The sequence below is a fragment of the Streptomyces sp. NPDC002690 genome, from assembly GCF_053592415.1.
The window spans coordinates 1-18,020 of record NZ_JBSFVR010000145.1 but is presented as its reverse complement, the minus strand read 5'-3'; the positions used below and the strand labels follow the sequence as shown (position 1 = coordinate 18,020).

At 70.8% G+C, this 18,020-nt stretch carries 19 protein-coding genes; 11 read left to right on the top strand and 8 right to left on the bottom strand.

Annotated elements, in window-relative coordinates; genetic code table 11:
- Positions 1–81: 81 nt before the first annotated feature.
- The 3 genes from ACWD3D_RS19270 to ACWD3D_RS19260 all read right to left on the bottom strand — a co-directional run bounded on the left by ACWD3D_RS19270 (position 82) and on the right by ACWD3D_RS19260 (position 2,945).
- On the bottom strand, positions 82–669 hold the full coding sequence (locus ACWD3D_RS19270) for a hypothetical protein (RefSeq protein ID WP_451462042.1): 588 nt from the start codon (positions 667–669) through the stop codon (positions 82–84).
- A gap of 23 nt (positions 670–692) precedes the next feature.
- Positions 693–2,213 (bottom strand): DUF6801 domain-containing protein, encoded by a 1,521-nt coding sequence (locus tag ACWD3D_RS19265; RefSeq protein ID WP_451462041.1) that lies wholly within the window; start codon positions 2,211–2,213, stop codon positions 693–695.
- A gap of 156 nt (positions 2,214–2,369) precedes the next feature.
- Entirely contained in the window at positions 2,370–2,945 is a 576-nt protein-coding gene (locus ACWD3D_RS19260; RefSeq protein WP_451462040.1) for a hypothetical protein, read from the bottom strand.
- Positions 2,946–3,758: 813 nt separating this feature from the next.
- Here ACWD3D_RS19260 and ACWD3D_RS19255 point away from each other — a divergent pair.
- The 6 genes from ACWD3D_RS19255 to ACWD3D_RS19230 all read left to right on the top strand — a co-directional run bounded on the left by ACWD3D_RS19255 (position 3,759) and on the right by ACWD3D_RS19230 (position 8,271).
- Positions 3,759–4,979 carry a PucR family transcriptional regulator gene (locus tag ACWD3D_RS19255; RefSeq protein WP_451462039.1) on the top strand — a complete coding sequence of 407 codons (1,221 nt, stop codon included), beginning with the start codon at positions 3,759–3,761 and terminating at the stop codon, positions 4,977–4,979.
- 199 nt (positions 4,980–5,178) lie between these two features.
- The gene (locus tag ACWD3D_RS19250) at positions 5,179–5,442 is read left to right on the top strand and encodes a hypothetical protein (protein ID WP_387374889.1); all 264 of its coding nucleotides are present in this window, start codon (positions 5,179–5,181) and stop codon (positions 5,440–5,442) included.
- Between the two features lie 145 nt (positions 5,443–5,587).
- Positions 5,588–6,070, top strand: a complete 483-nt coding sequence (locus ACWD3D_RS19245; protein WP_387374887.1) for an SCP2 sterol-binding domain-containing protein — start codon at positions 5,588–5,590, stop codon at positions 6,068–6,070.
- Positions 6,071–6,074: 4 nt separating this feature from the next.
- Positions 6,075–7,304, top strand: a complete 1,230-nt coding sequence (locus ACWD3D_RS19240; RefSeq protein ID WP_451462038.1) for an acyl-CoA dehydrogenase family protein — start codon at positions 6,075–6,077, stop codon at positions 7,302–7,304.
- Positions 7,305–7,474: 170 nt separating this feature from the next.
- Positions 7,475–7,654 carry a hypothetical protein gene (locus ACWD3D_RS19235; protein ID WP_451462037.1) on the top strand — a complete coding sequence of 60 codons (180 nt, stop codon included), beginning with the start codon at positions 7,475–7,477 and terminating at the stop codon, positions 7,652–7,654.
- A gap of 347 nt (positions 7,655–8,001) precedes the next feature.
- Positions 8,002–8,271, top strand: a complete 270-nt coding sequence (locus tag ACWD3D_RS19230; RefSeq protein WP_451462036.1) for a hypothetical protein — start codon at positions 8,002–8,004, stop codon at positions 8,269–8,271.
- Between the two features lie 138 nt (positions 8,272–8,409).
- Here ACWD3D_RS19230 and ACWD3D_RS19225 read toward each other — a convergent pair whose 3' ends face one another.
- Entirely contained in the window at positions 8,410–9,660 is a 1,251-nt protein-coding gene (locus tag ACWD3D_RS19225; RefSeq protein ID WP_451462035.1) for a cytochrome P450, read from the bottom strand.
- An 87-nt stretch (positions 9,661–9,747) separates the two neighbouring features.
- Here ACWD3D_RS19225 and ACWD3D_RS19220 point away from each other — a divergent pair, with 87 nt between their 5' ends.
- Entirely contained in the window at positions 9,748–10,587 is an 840-nt protein-coding gene (locus ACWD3D_RS19220) for a hypothetical protein (protein WP_451462034.1), read from the top strand.
- A 55-nt stretch (positions 10,588–10,642) separates the two neighbouring features.
- Positions 10,643–12,739 carry an MDR family MFS transporter gene (locus tag ACWD3D_RS19215; RefSeq protein WP_451462033.1) on the top strand — a complete coding sequence of 699 codons (2,097 nt, stop codon included), beginning with the start codon at positions 10,643–10,645 and terminating at the stop codon, positions 12,737–12,739.
- 48 nt (positions 12,740–12,787) lie between these two features.
- Here the strand turns inward: ACWD3D_RS19215 and ACWD3D_RS19210 are convergent, their stop codons facing one another.
- Positions 12,788–13,228 carry a YchJ family protein gene (locus ACWD3D_RS19210; protein WP_451462032.1) on the bottom strand — a complete coding sequence of 147 codons (441 nt, stop codon included), beginning with the start codon at positions 13,226–13,228 and terminating at the stop codon, positions 12,788–12,790.
- 141 nt (positions 13,229–13,369) lie between these two features.
- The gene (locus ACWD3D_RS19205) at positions 13,370–13,573 is read right to left on the bottom strand and encodes a hypothetical protein (protein WP_451462031.1); all 204 of its coding nucleotides are present in this window, start codon (positions 13,571–13,573) and stop codon (positions 13,370–13,372) included.
- Between the two features lie 249 nt (positions 13,574–13,822).
- Here ACWD3D_RS19205 and ACWD3D_RS19200 point away from each other — a divergent pair, with 249 nt between their 5' ends.
- A complete protein-coding gene (locus ACWD3D_RS19200) occupies positions 13,823–14,782 on the top strand; it encodes a helix-turn-helix domain-containing protein (protein ID WP_451462030.1) in 960 nt (319 codons plus the stop codon).
- Between the two features lie 152 nt (positions 14,783–14,934).
- Here the strand turns inward: ACWD3D_RS19200 and ACWD3D_RS19195 are convergent, their stop codons facing one another.
- Positions 14,935–15,171, bottom strand: coding sequence for a DUF397 domain-containing protein (locus ACWD3D_RS19195; protein ID WP_451462029.1), 237 nt, complete (start codon positions 15,169–15,171; stop codon positions 14,935–14,937).
- Positions 15,171–16,031, bottom strand: a complete 861-nt coding sequence (locus tag ACWD3D_RS19190; protein ID WP_451462028.1) for a helix-turn-helix domain-containing protein — start codon at positions 16,029–16,031, stop codon at positions 15,171–15,173. The genes ACWD3D_RS19195 and ACWD3D_RS19190 overlap by 1 nt, the downstream gene beginning before the upstream one ends.
- A 391-nt stretch (positions 16,032–16,422) precedes the next feature.
- Between ACWD3D_RS19190 and ACWD3D_RS19185 the strand changes: the two genes are divergently transcribed.
- Positions 16,423–16,872 (top strand): hypothetical protein, encoded by a 450-nt coding sequence (locus ACWD3D_RS19185; RefSeq protein WP_451462027.1) that lies wholly within the window; start codon positions 16,423–16,425, stop codon positions 16,870–16,872.
- A gap of 150 nt (positions 16,873–17,022) precedes the next feature.
- Positions 17,023–18,020: WGR domain-containing protein (locus ACWD3D_RS19180; protein ID WP_451462026.1), on the top strand; the 998-nt coding region annotated here is incomplete at its 3' end.

Here is an 18,020-nt window from a genome sequence, read left to right as displayed (position 1 = left end):
GGCTCGGGGTGTCCTGGGGGTCGCGGAACCGCTCCGGGGTGGGCGTGGGCCGGACCGAGGCGCCGGGCTGGCGTTCGGCAGTTACGAGACCTGGATGGTCTGGTGCGGGGTGATGGCGTAGTCGGCGCCGAGTACGGTCGGATCACCGGCCAGAATCAAGCCCAGGCAGTTGGCGGCGCTCGCCGTCATGGTGGAGCCGTCGATGACCAGGCGCCCGGTGTCGTTCTCGTAATGGCCGGTCAGGTTGCCCCCGAAGGTCGCCGTGCAACCGATTCCAGTCATGCGGAAGACCAGCCCGCTCACGGAGACGCCGACCCAGTCGGGCCGACCGGCCACCGCTCCCGTCGCGGTGAGCGGCCGGGCGCCCGACGTCAGTGTGAAGGTGTATGTCAGGCCGGCGAGATTGCAGCCGCTGATCGCCACGGTGTTCACCGTACCGATCACGTTCCCCGAGGGATTCGGAACGAGGGAGCCGGCCACGTCGGTCGTGGTGCAGTACAGCGTCATCAGGGGCCAGTTCACGTACCCGTCCGAGTGCCCCGAGAACGCACCACCGGGGGTCACCACGTAGGAGGACTGGTTCGTCGCCGACGCGGATGTCGCCGTCAACGCCATCGCCGCGGACAGTGCGGCCACGAGCATGCCGGTGTTTCTCTTCCGTCTTCTCATGAGTACGGATCACCTTGTCCAGGTCAGTCGGCTGTGGGGGTGCCCGGCAGGGCGGGAATCCTCGGGGGGCAGTTCCTGTACTCCGGGTCCGCGTCCGGGACGCACATGTTGGCCTGGTTCATCGCGATGGTGTTTCCAGGCCCGGATATCGACGCGGTGAACAACGCGTCCAGATCCTCGCCGCCGGTTCCACAGCCGGAGAAGGCAGGGAAGTCCACGGTGCCGTTGAGCGGCCCGCCGTCCAGTACGTTCAGGTAGGGGTTTCCACTCGTGAAGTCACCGTGGAGCACCACCTTGTAGGGGTGTGCGGTCCGGCAGTCGGGACCCACGTCGAGCGGCACGCCGTTCACCTTCACGTCGTACAACCGCATGGACTGCTGGAAACTGGCTACCGCGAACGGGTTGATGTGCGTGAGGTCCGTGGCCAGCTGGCCCGTGGAGACGGTAAGAGGCCCGGTGTCGAACGCCACCTTGGCGGAGACGGGCTGGAACCCGAACGCCAGGAACGTCGACTCCGCGTCGGGCAGGTCGAGACGGGCGATCGAGCTGAGCACGACGTACTGGCCGCCTTCCGACGTGGGCGGGCGGTTCATGACCTGCCTGTTGGCAAGCGCGGAGATCAACGCGGGTTCCTTCTCCGGATCGTTGATGATCACGGACCCGTTCAGTTTCTTGATGGTGGCGAGCCCCACCGCGTATCCACAGACCTTCTGGCCGGGCAGACTGAGCTTGAAGGGCGGTGCGCCCGGGGGCATCGGCGGCACATCGCTGATGTCCAATTCTCCCTGGGGCACGACATCGGGGCAGGACGTGTCGACGGGGGGCAACGGCGGCTCCTCCCCCGGGTCGCCCGGGTCCTCCCCGCCGCCCTCCCCGGGGTCGGTCTCCCCACCCGGGTCCGGTATCTCCGGTGTCCCCGCGTCCGGGACCTGGACCGTCGCCAGCAGGCCCGACTCGCCCTCGGACCGGTCGCAGGTCAGGGTCGTCGGATCGGTCGGCGTCTCCTCGCCCTCGACGGCAGGGATGCCCAGCCCGAGGGTCAACCGGCCTGCGGTCAGCGCGACGTCCCCGGCCGCGCTGACCGTGACCGAGGGCACCTCACCCGTGTGCGCGAGCCGGACCTTCCCGTTCTCGTCGCCGGCGAGCGGCGTGACGGGCGCGACGAACTGGGTCCACTGCGCCTGGGCCATCTGCTCGTTCTGCACGACGTCCACGTCGAGCGTCGCGGAGCTGACGACCTCGGTGGCGCCTTCCGGCAACAGCGGGACAAGATCGGCGGCCTCGAAGTCAGCCGTCATGCTCACGCCCGCGGGTGACATCGGCACATCCACCTCGCCGGTGGCCGGAAACGTCCCCCGCACCTCCAACGGCACCTGCACCCTGCCGGAAGGCAGATCGCAGTCGTACGTCACGACGGCACTGGCGTCCACGTCGTCGGCCGCCGACCCCGGACCGCTCAGCAGTCCGGCGAGGGTGGCGACGGCCGCGACGGATGCCAGACGTACGGATCGCCGCGAGGCGGTCGCCGATGTTTTCTCGCTCATCCTGGTCCTGTCTTCCGCTGGGATCGTGAAGTGCTGCCCGCTCCCGCGCGGACCGTGCCCGTCGGACACCGACCGACCGCGGAACGCACGATCCGGGCCGACGGCGGCAGGGTCGCTGCTCACCGTCGGCCCGGAGGCTCATGTGCCGCTCGGGTACTAGGAGATCACCGGGTGGGTGTTCACCAGGTAGTTGCCGGTGAAGGCGGCCGCGTCGTTGACGTTGATGAGGCCGAGGCAGTTCGCGGCCGTGGCCTTGAGCGTGCCGGTGCCGTTGAGGCCCAGGATCCAGGTGGTGTTGTTGTAGGTGCCGTTGACCGTGCCCGCGAAGGTCGCGGTGCAGCCGGTTCCGGTGATCTTCGCCGAGACGTTGCTGACGTTGCCGGTCACGATGCTGCCGCTCTTGGACAGCGCGTTGATGTTCCACGGCGTGACGACCATCGACACGGTGAAGGGCAGCCCAGCCAGATTGCAGCCGGTGAAGGAGATCGTGGCGATGGTGCCGACCGTGTTGGTGGTGCTCGACGCGAGGTTGCCGGTCGCGGTGCTGGACGTGCAGAAGAGCGAGGCGGCCGGGACGCTCAGCGTCGGACCGGAGGCGGTGGCGGAGTAGGCGCCGGACGGGGTGACCGTCCACGGTGCCTGGACACCGGCCGAAGCGGACGAGACGGTCATGCCGAGGGCGGCGCCACCGGCGGCGAGGACGACGGCGGCTCTACGGGCAAGGGTGTTCACGATGGATTCCCTTCGGGGGAGAGTATCCCGATCCGGACATACTCGTCTCCGGAAAGAGGCGGTAATCCGGGGGGACAAGGGTGGTGTGAAGTGGCGGCCCGCCCTGACGGACCGCTCGACCGCTTGCGTTCGTCGTTGACGCTACGGGCGGGTAACGTGCCTCCGCAACAGCCTTGCTGAAGAAATTCCGGAAGAGTGTTTTTCGGCCGGTCTTTTATTGGTCGGCGAGCAAGCACCGACCGCGTGTCACCCGGTTCTTGTCGAGAAGTGAGCAATCGTGCGGTCCGCGAGATCGTGTCACCAACCCCCACCGAGCCGGTCCATGCCTCCGTTGCTCACAACTTCCCATGTCAGAGTGGGATGCCGGACAGCGGGAGACCCGTCCGGATCAAGCCTCGGCACCGGCTCACCCGTGAGCGATGATTGATGATTGATCGGTCCACCATCACTCCTCTGGCGGAATTAGTACGGACCGCCGAGGAATGCGCACCGCACCTTCGGATCTCTCCCGTTCCGGTAAAGCACCGCGAAATTGTGGCTCGTGTGCGCTATCACGCGGGCGGCGCCGAAATTCCCGCGCGGAGCCGCGTCCGAGCCCTTCCGGGAAGAGGACTGACGGATTCCGGGTCATCAGTGGCTCAAAGTCGCCACCGGCATAGTCACTCCGCGTACTTCCCGTCGTCGCACCGGTGTCCACGCGCTCGGACGTGCTCTATGTTCAAGATTCCAATGGGTACGCACCTGGCGGCATGTGGGAGCGCTCTCCCCCTGCTCGCCGCCGTCGGGGCACGGGAGAGCTAGGGGTAAAGCAACATGCCGGCAGTCTCGCAGCCCTCGGACCTCGGGGAACCTCTGGGACCACTGCCCCAGGAGTTCGCCGCGATCGTCCGCCCCGAACTCCCGAGCCTCATCCGGGAGATAGGCCTGGAGGTCACCCGCGCCTACCCGGAGTACGCGCGGCTCTTCGACAGCCCGCACGGCGAAGGCATCCGGGTCGGCCTGGAACAGAGCATCTCCGTCTTCGTCGAACAGGTGGCGCGGCCGTCCGCGCCCACCCCGTTGCGGGACGAGATGTGCCGGCGGTTCGGCCGGTTCGAGGCGTACGAGGGCAGGGGCCTCGACCAGCTCCAGGGTGCCTACCGCCTCGGCGCCCGTATCGCCTTACGCCGGGCGAAGAAGGTGGGGCGGCGCTACAACCTCTCCCCCACCATGATGCTGACCTTCGCGGACGCCCTGTTCACCTACGTCGATGAGCTCGAATCCCTCTCCCGCGAGGGGTACTTGGAGGTACGGGCGGCCACCGACGACCACGCCGAGACCCTGCGCCGCCGACTCCTGCACCTGATCCTCACCGGGCGGCCGGCCCCCCGCAGCGCGATCGCCGAACTCTGCGAGCAGACCGGCTGGACCATGCCGGAGGAGGTGACCCTGGTCGCCCTGCGCCCCTCACCCGACCTGGGCCGGCTCGCGCTGGACCGTGACGTGCTCGCCGACCTGACGGACCCTCAGCCCAATATGCTCATCCCGGGCCCGATCGACGACGCGCGAAGACGCATGCTCGACCACGCCCTGCTGGGCACGCACGCGGCTGTCGGCCTCACCGTCCCGCCGTCCCACGCCCCGGACTCGATCCGCTGGGCCCGCAGGCTCCTCGAACTGGTCGACACCGGCGTGATCGACGACGCCCCGCTCGTCCTGGCCGAGGACCACCTCATCACCCTGTGGCTGCTCTCCGACACGGCCCTGCTGGACCAGCTCTCGAAGCGCGAACTCGCCCCGGTCTCCGCCCTCAGCGCCACCCGGCGGGAGCGGCTGATCGAGACGCTGCGCATCTGGCTCGACACCCGGGGCACGGCGGCCCACATGGGCGAACTGCTCGACGTCCATCCGCAGACGGTCCGTTACCGCATGCGCAGCCTGGAGTCCTTGTTCGGCGAGCAACTGGTCGACCCCGAGAGCCGTTTCTCCACCGAGGCCGTCCTGCGGGCGCTCCGGCTCCGCTCCCGCGGCGGGGACGGCCCCGCACGACGGTGACCACCACCACACAGCGCGCGGCGAGTCAACTTACCCCCGAGTAAGGGGAAATAGCCGGTCAGTCCCAAACGGTTGCGGCAACAAGACGTATCCGATGAGAAACCCGGACCCGTGTGCCGTAGACAGGGAGACGCTGGGCGCCCTTCGGGGCGACCACGACCGCAGCGCCTCCTGGCCGACCAACCGAGAGGGAACCCCCATGCCCGCCTCACATCTCCTCGTCCCCGTACCGATCCCCGACCGGGTCGCGGCGCTGATCGGCGCCTGCGTACCGGCCCACGTGCTGCAGGCCGAGTTCGACGCCGACTGTGCGGCCCGCGAGGTCCGCAGGTTCCGCGGCCCACTGCTCGGTGTCGAGGACCAGGCCGACCGCGAACAGGCGCTCTCCGATCTCGCCCGCGCCAACAAGGTGCTCGCCGCCCACCATCCGGGACTGACGGTCCGTCCGGGGCCTTGGCGCTGACGTCGGGCCACCGCGCGCGTCCGCACCTCCGCACATCCACACCTCCGCACGTCCGCACCCCCGACCCCGCGCGACCGCTTGCGAACCATGCGACGGCGGCCGTACCTTACTCAAAAGTAAGTTGACTCCAGAGTAAGGAACCGGCGTGGCCGACCACAGCAGCGACGAGCTCACGGAGGAGCTGTCCCGGCTCGACTTCGCGGCCGTCTCACCCGAGGAGTTCGCCCGGATCGTCAAGGGCCTGTCCGTCAAGCAGCTCGACGAGGTCATGCGGGGCGCACTCCGCGAGCGGATACTCGGAGCGGTCTTCGACCGGATGCGTCAGCAGTTCCGGCCGGACGCGGCCGGAGGGGTCACGGCCCTGATCCGCTGGAAGGTCACCGGAGGGGCCGACGAGACCGAAGAGGTCTACGAGACGGCCATCGCCGACGGCAACTGCTCGGTCACTCGCGGCCGTTCGGCTGCCGAGCCCCGCACCACACTGGTGATGGCGGATGCCGACTTCCTCAAGCTGGTCTCCGGCAACGGCAATCCGATCACCATGTTCATGATGCGCAAGCTCAAGATCGCCGGGGACGTCGGTCTGGCCGCGGGCCTCACCCGCTACTTCGACATCCCGAAGGCGTGATCCGATGAGCTTCTTCTCCCTCGCCCTGACCGAGGAACAGCGGGATCTGCGCGACTGGGTGCACGGTTTCGCCGCCGAGGTGGTCCGTCCGGCGGCGGCCGAGTGGGACTCCCGGGAGGAGACCCCCTGGCCCGTCATCAGGGAGGCCGCCCGGATCGGGCTCTACGGATTCGAGTCGCTCGCCGAGATGTACGGCGACCCGACCGGCCTCTCCCTCCAGATCGCCAACGAGGAGCTGTTCTGGGGCGACGCGGGCATCGGCATGGCCCTCTTCGGCACCTCGCTCGCGGTCGCCGGGATCTTCGCCTCCGGCACCCCCGACCAGCTCGCCGAGTGGGTCCCGCAGTGCTACGGCGACCAGGACGACCCGAAGGTGGCCGCCTTCTGCGTCTCCGAACCGCAGGCCGGCTCCGACGTCTCCGCGATGCGTACCCGGGCACGGTACGACGGTGCCAAGGACGAGTGGGTGCTCTCCGGCCAGAAGGCATGGATCACCAACGGGGGCATCGCGGAGATCCACGTCGTCGTCGCCTCGGTCGAGCCGGAACTCGGCGCCCGGGGCCAGGCCGCCTTCATCGTGCCGCCCGGCACCCCCGGCCTGGAGGCCGGCCGCACCATCAAGAAGCTGGGCCTGCGCGCCTCGCACACCGCGGACCTCTTCCTGGACGACGTGCGCGTACCCGGCCACTGCCTCCTCGGCGGCAAGGAGAAGCTGGACGCCCGCCTCGCCCGCGCCCGCGAGGGCGGTACGGCGACGGGGCGGACGGCCAAGTCCCAGGCCGCGATGGCGACCTTCGAGGTCAGCCGACCGACCGTCGGCGCCCAGGCGCTCGGCATCGCGCGCGCCGCCTACGAGTACGCCCTGGAGTACGCGGGGCAGCGGGAGGCGTTCGGCCGCCCCATCGTGGAGAACCAGTCGATCGCGTTCGCGCTGGCCGACATCCGTACCGAGATCGAGGCGGTACGGCTGCTGATCTGGCAGGCCGCGTGGATGGCCCGCAACGACCGGGCCTTCGACGCCGGACAGGGCTCCATGTCGAAGCTGCGCGCGGGCGAACTCGCGGTGGCCGCCACGGAGAAGGCCGTACAGATCCTGGGCGGCGCGGGCTACAGCAGGGAGCATCCGGTGGAGCGGATGTACCGGGACGCGAAGATCTACACCATCTTCGAGGGCACCAGCGAGATCCAGCGCCTGGTCATCGCCCGCGCGATCACCGGCCGCCACATCCGCTGACCGCCCGGTCTTCCGTCGGGTCCCTCGCGCCCGGAGCCGGACGAACGGGGGCGCTGCGCCCCCGGAGGTGGTGGCTCTCGGGGGCCCGGCCGGAGGTCCGACGTCGACTCGGCCGATCGTAGTCCGGGCGCCCTGGGCTTCTGCCGCCCGCGGCCCGTACTCTTGTACGCATGTCCCCGAACCTGTCCGAAGCAGCTGCCGCGCGCCCGTTGCCCCTGGTGAACGCGGACATTCGCGCGCTGTGGGAGCGGGGCGGCGGCCGACTGTCGCCTGAAGGGCGCCGGGAGTACGAGCGCCTGCTCGCGGAGTGGGCGGCGGCCGTACGAGGAGATGCCTCCGAGGCGGCTTGATCCTCCGCGACTGGCCGCAGAGCAACAGCAACGCCCTGAGCTGCGGATTCTGTCAGCCCGGAACCTTCTCCCGAGGTTTTCCGGCCGCCATGTCCGCCGACCGACCGGGCTCCGGTGGCACGGCCCCGCCACCGGAGCCCACCCTGCCGACCGCCACGCTCGGCCGACCGGGGTGAACCGCACCGGCAGAGACTCCGGCCCTCGCGTGAAGACGCGCCGCTCCATCGGGGCGAAGCCGTCCGCCGGGTGCGGTTCGCGCTCTCGTCGGATGGCGCGGGACCTCTCCGGATCGGCGGTGCGGGCTTCTCGACCGCTCAAGGTCGGTTTCCGCGGGCACACTCCACTCCATGACTACCTATCAAGGCCCCGCCGCCGCGCTCATCGGCTGCGACGAGGTTCCCGTGACCGCAGACCTTGCCGCCCACGTCGACCGCGGCATGCGGTCATGGGGCGGTTCCCTCGAAGCAGACCCTTCCGTCGAGTGGTTCGACGACGGGACCGCCACCCTGCGGCTGCCCGATGGTCGCGAGGGAAAGTTCATCGCCACGTCCGGCGAGGTCGGTTCCGGAACGGTGGAGATCCGGGGGAGCGGGCCGGCCCCGTTCGGCGAGAAGTAGGCACCGGACACCGGAGCGGGCATGCCGTGCTCCGGTCCTACCCTCCTGGCCTGAGGTCGTCGGCCGCCGCGTCCGCCGACCGACCGGGCTCCGGTGGCACGGCCCCGCCACCGGAGCCCACCCTGCCGACCGGCGCGCTCAGCCGACAGGGGTGAACCGCACCGGCAGAGACTCCGGCCCTCGCGTGAAGACGCCCCGCTCCACCGGCGCGAAGCCGTCCGCCGGGCGCAGATCCGGCATCGCGTCCAGGAGTTGGCCGACGCCCGTCTCGACCTCGGCCTTGGCGAGGAGCGCGCCGACGCAGAAGTGCCGGCCGAGCGCGAAGGCCAGGTGGTCGGCGGCGGCGGAGAAGGCGGTGGTGCTGGTGAGGTCCGTACGGAAGAGATCGAAGCGGTCCGGGTCGCGGTAGCGGGTGTCGTCGCGGCCCGCGGAGCCGATGAGACAGGTGACCGTCGCCCCCGCCGGTACGGTGCCGCCGCTCAGCTCAACCTCCCTGGCCGTCTGACGCATGATCATGTGGACGGGCGGGGTGAAGCGCAGCGTCTCGGCGAAGGCCCGGTCGATCAGCGAACGGTCCTCGCGGACCGCGGCGAGCTGGTCGGGGTGGGCGAGGAGGTTGGCGAATACCGAGGCGATGGCCTTGTCGGTGGTCTCGCCGCCGGCCGCGAGCAGCAGGCTGCAGAACGCCTTGATGTCCTCGTCGCTCATGCGCACCCCGTCGATCTCCGCGGCGCAGAGCGCGGAGAGCAGGTCGGCGCCGGGCTCCTCCCGGCGCCGCTGGATGACCGGGATCATGTACGCGGCGAACTCCTGCCGGGTCCGCTCGCCCGCGGCGGCGACCTCCGGGTCGCCCGCGAGGTTGCCGAGGAAGGCGATGACGGAGGTGTACCACCCGTGGAAGCGGTCGTGGTCCGCCCGGTCGAGGCCGAGCATGTCGGCGATGACCAGTACCGGGAAGCGGGTGGCGAAGTCGGTGACGAGGTCGGCCTCACCGGTGTGCCGGAAGGCGTCGATCAGTTCTCGGGCGTTGCGCTCGATGACCGGGAGAAACTTCTCCTGGAGGTCCGAGCCCCGGAAGGCGGGGGCCACCAAGGCCCGGCGGACGGAGTGGTCCCGGCCACCGAGCTGGAGGATGGTCCGGCCGTGGACGGGTTCGAGCTGCCAGTCGTAGTTCTCGGTGGTGAACTCCTGGGCCTTGTCCCTGAAGACCCGCTCGACGTCCTCGTACCGGGACACGAGATAGCTGTTGGTCGCCTCGTGCCGGATCAGCGGGGCCTGTTCGCGCATGATCCGGTAGGCCCCGTAGGGGTCGGCGGCGAAGGCGGGGGAGAGAATGTCCGGCAGTGGCGACGCGGGCGATGCGTGCGGCTCGCGCGGGGCAGCGTTCATGGAATGCTCCTCGGTCGTGGACGGACGGTCATCGGCGTCCAGGCTATTGACCACCCACCCGCTCCCGGCACCCTTGGGGAAGTCCCGATGACCACCACCGCCTCCGGCGCCCGTCGCCCGTCCGTCCTGTTCGTCACCGATCTGGCGTACGAGGCGCGCGGCCGGCGCTACTGCGACGAGGACATCTTCCTCACCTCGCGGCTCCGCGCCCGCTTCGACCTCGCGCTCTGCCACCCCCGGGACGCGGCGGCGCTACTGGACCGCTTCGACGGTGTGGTGGTGCGCAACAGCGGCCCGGTGCTGCACTACCCCGAGGCGTACGAGGCGTTCCGGCGGCGGGCGCTGGAGTTGGGGATACCGGTGTACAACGCGCTGGACGGCAGCGGTGACATGGCGGGCAAGCAGTACCTCGTGGACATGGACCGGGCAGGTCTGCCGGTGATCCCGACCGTGGACCGGGCCGCCGATCTGGAGCGGCTGCCGGAGGCGGAGTCGTACGCGGTGAAGCCGAAGCTGGGCGCGGACTCCGAGGGGCTGCGCTTCGTGTCCCGGCCCGAGCTGGACCCGGCCGACGACGGCACCCTGCTGGTGCAGCCGCGGATCGATTTCCTGCACGAGGTGTCCTTCTACTTCGTGGACCACGACCTCCAGTACGCGCTGTACGCCCCCGACCCGGAGCGACGCTGGGTGCTGGAGCCGTGGCGGGCGAGCGCGGCGGACCTGGAATTCGCCCGTACGTTCGTGGAGTGGAACACCCTCAGCCACGGCATCCAGCGCGTGGACGCCTGCCGGACGGCGGAGGGCGGCCTCCTCCTCGTCGAACTGGAGGACCTCAATCCCTTCCTCTCGCTCGACCGGGTGGCGGAGGAGGTACGGGACCGCTTCGTGAGCCGAATGGCCGAATCCGTGGCGGCGATCCTCGCTTGACTCGTCCGGCTCCGCCCGGCATGCGGGCGAACGGGGCCGGTGTGAGGGTGCGAGGGTGACCACAGCCAGCAGCGAGACCGCTCCCGTGGCGCCGAGCGCCGCCGCACCGCCGCCCGTCCTCGATCCTCGCCGCCGCAACATCGTCTTCGCGACCATCGTGCTCGGGATTCTCCTCGCGGCGCTGGACCAGACGATCGTGGGCACGGCACTGCCGACGATCGTCTCGGACCTCGGTGGCGCGGCGCACATGTCCTGGGTGGTCACCGCCTATCTGCTCGCCGAGACCGTCGCCACGGTGCTGGTCGGCAAGTTCGGCGACCTGTTCGGGCGCAAGCTCGTCTTCCAGGTCTCGGCGATCATCTTCATCACCGGCTCGTTCCTCTGCGGTCTGGCCTCCAACATGCTGCTGCTGATCATCTGGCGCGGTGTCCAGGGGATCGGCGCGGGCGGGCTGATGGTCACCTCGATGGCGCTGATCGCCGACGTGATCCCGCTGCGCGAACGCGGCAAGTACCAGGGCGCGATCGGCGCCGTGTTCGGCGTGTCGACCGTCGTCGGCCCGCTGCTGGGCGGGGTGTTCACCGACCACCTGACCTGGCGCTGGGCGTTCTACGTCAACGTGCCGATCGCGATCGTCGTGGTCATCGCGGCGGCCCGGAACATCCCGTCCGTACGGGCCGCCGGCCGCCCGGTCATCGACTACCTGGGCATCGCCCTGGTGGCGGTCGGGGCCAGTGCCCTGATCCTCGGGACGAGCTGGGGCGGGAACGAGTACGACTGGCTCTCCCCCATGATCATCGGCCTCTTCGTCGGCGGTCTCGTGGCACTCGCCCTGTTCGTCGTGGTGGAAAGCCGGGCCAAGGAACCGATGCTGCCGATGCGGCTGTTCCACAACCCGGTCTTCACGGTCTGCGCGATCCTCAGCTTCATCGTGGGCTTCGCGATGCTCGGGGCCATGACCTTCCTCCCCACCTACCTCCAGTACGTGGACGCGAACTCGGCGACGATCTCCGGCGTACGGACGCTCCCGATGGTCGTCGGTCTGCTGATCGCCTCGATCTTCAGCGGCAACACCGTCAGCAAGACGGGCCGGTACCGGATCTTCCCCATCGTGGGCTCGCTGGTGATGGCGGCCGGGCTCTACCTGATGTCCCTGATGGGCCCGGACAGCGGGGTGTTCCTGGAATCGGTCTACATGTTCGTGCTCGGGCTCGGCATCGGGCTGTCGATGCAGGTCCTGACGATCGCCGTGCAGAACACGGTGGACTACGCCGACCTCGGTACGGCCACCTCGGGCGTGACGTTCTTCCGGACCCTCGGCAGCTCCTTCGGCACCGCGGTCTTCGGCACGATCTACGCCAACTCGCTGGGGCCGAACCTCCAGCAGGGCGTGGCCGAGGCCACGCGTGCGGGCGGTGATCCCGCCGCGCTGACCGCGGCCTCGCAGAACCCGGTGACCCTGCACGCACTGCCCGACGCGCAGTCCGCACCGCTGGCGCAGGCGTACGCGGACACCATCCACACGGTCTTCCTGTGGACGGTTCCGGTGGCCCTGATCGGGTTCGTGGTGGCGCTGTTCCTGAAGGAGGTCAAGCTGCGGGACTCCGCACGGGCCGGCTCGACCGACATGGGCGAGGGCTTCGCCCGGCCCACGACGGGGAACCCGGACCGGGTCCTGGAGTTCGCGGTGGCCAAGATCCTCCAGAGCGCCCGCCCGGACACGGCCCGGCGGATCGTCGACGCCTCGGACACCCGGCTGGACATGGCGGGCGCCTGGGCCGTGATGCAGGTCGACCTGTTCACCAGGATGGTCGGGCACGCCGGTCTCGGGCTGATCGCGACCCGCCACCGGCTGCCCCCGGAGGTCCTGGTCCCGGTCTTCGACCGGATGGTCGCCGAGGGCTACCTGACCGGGGACGGGCGGCTCTTCCAGCACACCGCGGCAGGCCGGCGGGAGACGGCGACCATCACCTCCGCCTGGGCCGCGTGGCTCAACGAGCGGCTGGAGGAGGACGGCGCCCGGCCCGACGACCGGCAGCTGAGGGCGGCGGTCGACGTCATCGCCAAGCAGGTGCTCGCGGAGGACCTGGCGGCCGAACTCGCCCCGGCCCGCCGCAGCGACGCCCCCACCCCGGTGGGCACGGGAGTCTGAGCAGCGGCCACCCCGGCTGCCCCCCGGGCTGGAGTGGGTGCGTCGGGGTCACTCCGGGAACTCGCCGTCCTCGTAGACCCAGGCGCTCTCGTGGCGGACGAAGGTGCTCCGCTCATGCATGCTGCCGGGCCGTCCGCCCTCGGTCCAGTGAGCCCGGAAGGTGACGGTGCCCGTCGCGTGGAACGCGCTGCCCTCGGTGGTCTCCAGGATCTCCAGCCGGTCCCAGTGCGTGCCGGGGTCCAGCTCCACGACCGGCGGACGGGTCGCCGGGTGCCAGGTGCGCAGCAGGTAACCGGCGTCCCGGACGGCGAAGGCCGCGTACCTCGACCGCATCAGGGCCTCGCAGGTGGGCGCGGCGGCCGGACCGGCGTGGTACCTGCCGCAGCACGCGCCGTAGGAAGCGGGCAGGCCGCAGGGACAGGGAGCGTCCGGGGTGAGGCGCGGGGCGGAGGGAACGGGCGGTTTCCGGCGGGCGGTGCGTCGTGACATACGCCCATTGTCGCCGGTCGCGACCCGCGCCCGCGTCGTCGGCGGCCGACGTGCCCGGGCGTGTGTGAACGGGGTCTGCCGCGCACTGTTCGGTGAGCGAGTACCCGGCCGCGGGGGCCCGGATCCCCCGCCGCCCGGGCCTCACCACCGCTGCGGGGGCCCCGCCCTTCCGGTAGTTGGCCGCCTGCCCGCCCCGGTGGACGTCGCACGCGCGCAGTCGGGCGATCCCGCCGGATGCGCGTACCCGTGGGCGCGGGCACCGGTCGCGTTGTCGCCGTACACCACGACCAGGGCCTCGCCGAGGACCGGGCCGCCGCAGTCGACGCAGCGCGGGGGAATCGTCATCCGGGCCGTCCGGCTGTCCGTGCGTCCTCGGCCATACCCGCTCGCACCCCTCTCGCCCTGTGGTGGATCACGCACGGTGCGTGATGTCGTAGCCAGCATGCACTGCCGGAGGCACAGAACGCAAAGATTGCGTTGTCCATGGCTGCGTTCGACCCGCCCGTCTTCCGCAGGCCCGCGTCCTGCCGGTTTGGGGTGAGGCCCCGTCACCGACCAGACTCGCGTTACCCCCGGGACAGAAAGGCACACACCGTGTCGGACAGGCAGCAGACCCCACCCCCGACCGTCAGGCTGCGACGGCTCGCCGCCCTCCTGCGGCGGCTGCGCGCCGAAGCGGAACTGACGCGCGAGCAGGTCGCCGAGCGCACCGGCATCAACGTGGTGACGCTGTACCGGATCGAGAAGGCACGCGCCCGCCCGCAGAAGCGGACCCTGGCAGCGTTGATGGCGGCGTACGGGGCCGACGAGGCGCAGCGCGCGGACCTGCTGGCGGCCGAGCGCCTCGCGGACGACCGGAGCCGGCTGCGGCCGTACGGCGCGGAGCCGTACGGAGGGGCGAGGGCCGGCGGGTCCACGGGGTTCGCCGGGTCCAAGGGGTTCGCTGGTTTCGCTGGTTTTTCGGAGGGTTACCTCGCGTACCTCGGCTTCGAGGCCGAGGCACGCACGGTGCACGCCTACGAATCCATGTGCGTGCCGGAGCTGCTCCAGACCGAGCGCTATGCCCGTGCGGTGATCCGGGGCATGCTGCCCGACGCCGGGCGGGCGGAGGTCGACGAGCGCGTCCGGGTTCGGATGGAGCGGCGGATCCTGCTCGCGAAGGCGGACGGCCCGAGGCTCCGCGCGATCGTGGACGAGGCCGCCGTGCGGCGGACGGTCGGCGGGCCCGAGGTGATGCGCGAGCAGGCCGCGTACCTCGCACGGATGGGGCGGGAACCCGGAGTGGGGGTGCAGGTGATCCCGTTCGGTGCGGGGGCCCATCCCGGAATGGCCGGGAGCTTCGTCCACCTGGACTTCCCCGACGCGCGGGACGCGGAGCTGGTCTGGGCGGACACCCCCGCCGGTGACGTGTTCCTGGACTCGGAGGAGGAGACCCTGCGCTACCGGTCGCTGTTCGAGCGGCTGCGGGCGGCGGCTCTGGACCCCGGTGACAGCGCCGCGCTGCTGGAGGGGGTGTGCCGGTCGTCGGGGGGTTCGGCGGATTCAGGTCACTGAGAGCCGTTGGCGCGGCCCACTTCGGGCCCTTGCTCCGACGTCCGACGGTCCGACGGTCCGACGGTCCGACGGCCGGACGGAACCGCCGCGCCAGGCGGTCCGACCCGGCCGCGACCGCCGGTCGGGGCCGGATCGGGTCCGCTCGGAGGAGATCAGGTCAGCAGGAAGTCGGCCTGGCCGGTCTTGGCGCCGTGGATGAACGCGGCCATCTCGCCGGTGGAGTAGATGAGCGCGGGGCCGTCGGGGTCCGCGGACTGACGGACGGCGACCCTGCCGTCGGCCAGCTTCAGGGTCTCGACACAGTTGCCACCGTTACCCCCGCTCCAGGGCTTGGACCAGCCCTCGACGCCGAGTGCCGCGGCCGGCATGCCGTTGTAGATGTCGCTCATCACAGCTCCTTGCGGAAATCCCGGAGGATGTCCTTCGTGCGTCGTGCAGTCGCGGCCTGGGCCGCCATGCGGTCCATGACCTCGAGGTAGGAAGCCACCTCGGGGCGCGCGTCGAAGTAGACGGCGCCGGTCAGGTACTCGCTGAAGACCATGTCGGGCAGTTCGGGCACGCCGAAGCGGAAGAGCACGAACGGGCCGTAGGTCCCGGGGTGGTGGCCGGTGGCGAACTCCGCGATCTGCAGGGTGATGTGCGTCTGCTCGGAGGCTTCGAGCAGCCTGTCGATCTGCGCGCGCATGACCCCGGGAGCGCCGACCGGGCGCCGCAGCACGGTCTCGTCCATGACCACCCACAGCCGTGGGGCGTCCGCCTTCTGGAGCAGGCTCTGACGTTCCATCCGCAGGGCGACGTGCCGTTCGATGTCCTCCGGCCGGGACTGGCCGACCGCGCCGCTCAGCATCACGGCGCGGGCGTAGTCCTCGGTCTGCAGGAGTCCGGGCACGAAGTGCGGTTCGTACATGCGCAGCAGGCTCGCCGCACCCTCCAGGCTGACGTACATGCTGAACCAGTCGGGCAGCACGTCGTGGTAACGCTGCCACCAGCCGGGCTTGTTGGCCTCTTCGGCGAGCTCGACGAACGCGTCGGTCTCCTCCTCGCCGATCCCGTACGCACGCAACAGGGCCTGCACGTAGGGGATTTTGAGGGCGACCTCGGCCGTCTCCATCCGCCGGACCGTCGCGGACGCGACGCGGAGCACCTTGGCCGCCTGATCGCGGGTCAGTCCGGCACGCTCCCGCAGGTCCTGCAGGCGCCTGCCGAGGACGACCTGCCCCACGGTCGGGGCTGACCGGGGCTCGCTCACTTCGGACCTCCGATGGTCTCTTCTGTCAGCAGTGTGCCATGTGCGTGACGACAAAGACACGACCACTCTGCATTTTTCAGAGTGCCCCTTGCCAAGTGTCCGCGTCAGGGGGAGAGTTGGCGATTGAACCAATTCACTCGGTCACGTCCGCCCTCTCCCGCTGCGTCGAGGTCCGGACATGACGTGGCAACCACTGTGAGGATTCGGTCGTGGCACCTGGCAGTGCGCTCATCCCCCGGCCCGCGAGTTCCCGCTCCGGGGCTGAAGCGTTCCGTAGTCGCTTCGCCCCGGGGGACGCGTCCGGCCGGTTCGTCCGGCCGGAACCGGCGCAGGGCCCTGAGCGGAACGGTACGGAGCAGAACCTCGCGGAGCCGTGCGGCGCGGAGCGGTCGTGTTGAGGGCCGCGCTGTCCCGGTTGCGCGGGGACCACCCTGCCGCCCGGACCGCGACGGACGAGGGCGACGCGGGTCCCGCACGGGCGCGGCTGCCGCTGCCCCCGGAGCTGAGCACGAACCTGGGGTACGACGCGGTGGGGGTCCCTGCCCGCCACGGATTCCACCTGTTGTCCCATCTCCCCCGCACCGGGTGCGTGTTCGAGGCCGCCGACGTGTGGTGGTGGATCGTTCCTTCGGGGTCCGACCAGGACCTGGACTGGCCCGAGCCGGTCGCCTACGCCACCGGGGGCCTCGTACCGGTCCCCCGGCCGCGGCTCATCCACGGGCCGGACAGCCGCACCCCCTACACCCCTCCGATCCCGCTGTTCCTGATGGTGTGCCAGGTGGCCGGGGTGACACCGAGCTGGGGAGCCTTGGGCGGCCGGCGGGCGGTCACCGCCCCCTGAGGAACCTTCTCGAACCGGTCGGCCGGGACCCGCACGCCGGGGTCCGGCCAGCCGTCGCACGGCACTGTCAGTGGTCGGTTCCAGAATGAATGCAGCGATCGGGAGACCCGCCGCACGGCGGGCCGTACTGAGGTTGAGGGGGCGGCGCGGATGCGGCGCTGGGAGCTGGTGGAAGGCACTGCGTCGAAGTTCTGGGAGACCGGGGCGGTCGGCGTCGCGGTCACCGTGCGGTACGGCCGCTGCGGGTCCGAGGGACGCACCCGGACGCAGGAGTACGCCTCCGAGGAGGCCGCGCGGGCGAAGGTGCGCAGGACCATAGCGGAGAAGGTGCGCAAGGGGTACGAAGAGGTGGCGGCGTCCGCGTCGGCCCCCGCGGCGCCCCTGTCCACCGCCACCGCGCATCCCCGCACGGCGCCCGTGGCCGATGTCCGCTCCGGCGTGCGGGGAGAGCCGGCGCTGCCGGACGAGGACACCTTCGAGCTCCCGCTGAGCTGGCGCCGGGTGCTCTACCCCCGGCGGGGCGGCTGCGTCCGGGCCCTGAGCAGGCCCGGTGAGGAGACCCTGGCGCAGGTCGGGGAGCGGATCGCCGGTGAGGCCGCCTGGATCGAGCTGATACTCACCGAACCCGGCTCGGACCCCGACCTGGTCGAGGCGGCCCGGGCCCATCTCGCCGGCAGCCCCTCACCCGCCGGGGCCGCCGCGCTGGCGGCTGTCGTCTCCTTGGGCGAGACGGCTCCTTCGAGCTGGGTGGACACCTGGGTGGCGGAGTGCGGGCTGCCCTTCGCCGCCCGGGCCGCCCAGGAGCTCCAGACCATCAAGGCGCACAGTTATCACGCCCTGGGACGGCGGGTGAAGGGTGCGCTCAAGCGGGTCTCCCTCTCCTCCTCCCTGCACTGGCACCACGGCTCGCTGAACGTGGCCGCCCGGGCCCGCGCCCACATCGCCGCGGCGGACGAGCCCACCTATCGCGCCACCGTGGCGGCGCTGGAGGCCGCCCGCGGCGACTGCCACCAGCGGATCACCGCCGCCTTCCTCGCCCCGAGCGAGACGCAGTGGGTCGACGCCCTCCTGTCGGAGCCGGCCGTGCTCGCCCGATGGCGTCCAGGGCCTTCAGGAGGCCACGCAGGATGTGCGCCCGCTCCTCCGCC